Source organism: Gordonia sp. BP-119, assembly GCF_016924115.1.
In the GTDB taxonomy this organism is placed as follows: Bacteria; Actinomycetota; Actinomycetes; order Mycobacteriales; family Mycobacteriaceae; genus Gordonia; species Gordonia hongkongensis.
On sequence record NZ_JAFFZF010000103.1, the window covers coordinates 1 to 1,284 of the forward strand.

A 1,284-nucleotide genomic window follows, 5' to 3' on the forward strand; every position below is an offset into this window, starting at 1 on the left:
GAGACTGCTGAAATAGTCGGTGTCGTTTCGGTGTGGGGTGAGCGGGTTTGCCTGGTGGGCTGGGATCCTGGTGGGTATGCAGGGTGAGCCGGATCGTCAGGGTGAGTTTCTGGATGTGAACTCGGTCGTCGGGCATTTGCTGGCCGAGGGCAGTGTGTTCGCGTTTTTGGCTGCTCATCGCGAGCAGTTGTTTCCTGCGGAGATGTTCGCGGACCTGTTTCCCAGCGGCCGGGGCCGTCCGTCGATCCCGCCGGCCACGATGGCGTCGGTGATCGTGCTGCAAACGCTGCAGGGTTTGTCCGATCGCGAAGCCGCTGATGCGGTCACTTTCGATCTGCGGTGGAAAGCGGCGTGTGGATTCGTGTTGGGTAACAAAGGTTTTCATCCGTCGACTCTGACGTACTGGCGTCGGCGACTGGCAGCCAGCGATCGGCCGCACCGCATTTTCGAGGTGGTACGCGAGGTCATCACCACCACCGGGGTGCTCGCGGGTAAGAGTCGTCGAGCGCTGGATTCGACGATCTTCGATGACGCGGTGGCCCGCCAGGACGCCATCACCCAGGTGATCGCGGCGATCCGGCGGGTCGCCCGAGAGGTCGACGGTGGTGCGGTGGTGGTCGAGCAGCACGCGACTCGTCTGGCCGCGTTGACCGGCGGCGGCTATGACCGGCCCGGCAAGCCGCGGATCGCCTGGGATGATGAGTGTGCTCAACAGGACCTGATCAGCGCCCTTGTCGAAGATGGGTTGGCCGTGCTCGACGGTCTGGACCTCGAGGCCATCGACAAGGAACCGAGTAACCAGGCCCAGGCGCAGGCGGTGGCATTGCTGGCATTGGTGACCGGCCAGGATGTGGAACCGGCACCAGGTTCTGATGGCACCGACGGACGCTGGCGCATCGCGCCCCGGACCGCCCCGGACCGGGTGATCTCCACCGTCGATACCGACACCCGGCACGCCCACAAAACCCGGGCACGCCAGCAGGACGGGTTCAAGGGCCACATCGTCAATGAACCGGAGACCGGGTTGGTCACCGCGATCGAGATGACCAAAGCCGCTGGTCCGGACACTTCCGACGGAGCAGTCGGGGCACGGTTGTTGCTGAGCGATCCGACCGTCGCCGACGACGCCGACGATCGTGAGGTGCTGGGTGATTCAGCGTATGCCTCCGGTGACATGCTGGCCACGCTGGCGCGGACACGATGGAACGCGGTGATCAAACCCAAGCCACACATGCCGGCGGTTGCTGGTGGTTTCGTCGTCGACGATTTCACCTTCGACGCCGA

Annotated in this window: 1 protein-coding gene; it reads left to right on the forward strand. The window is 64.4% G+C overall.

Annotated elements, in window-relative coordinates; translation table 11 throughout:
- Positions 1-76 precede the first annotated feature (76 nt).
- Positions 77-1,284, forward strand: a 1,208-nt coding sequence (locus JW364_RS23995; protein ID WP_205334546.1) for a transposase, incomplete at its 3' end; no start/stop codon positions are given.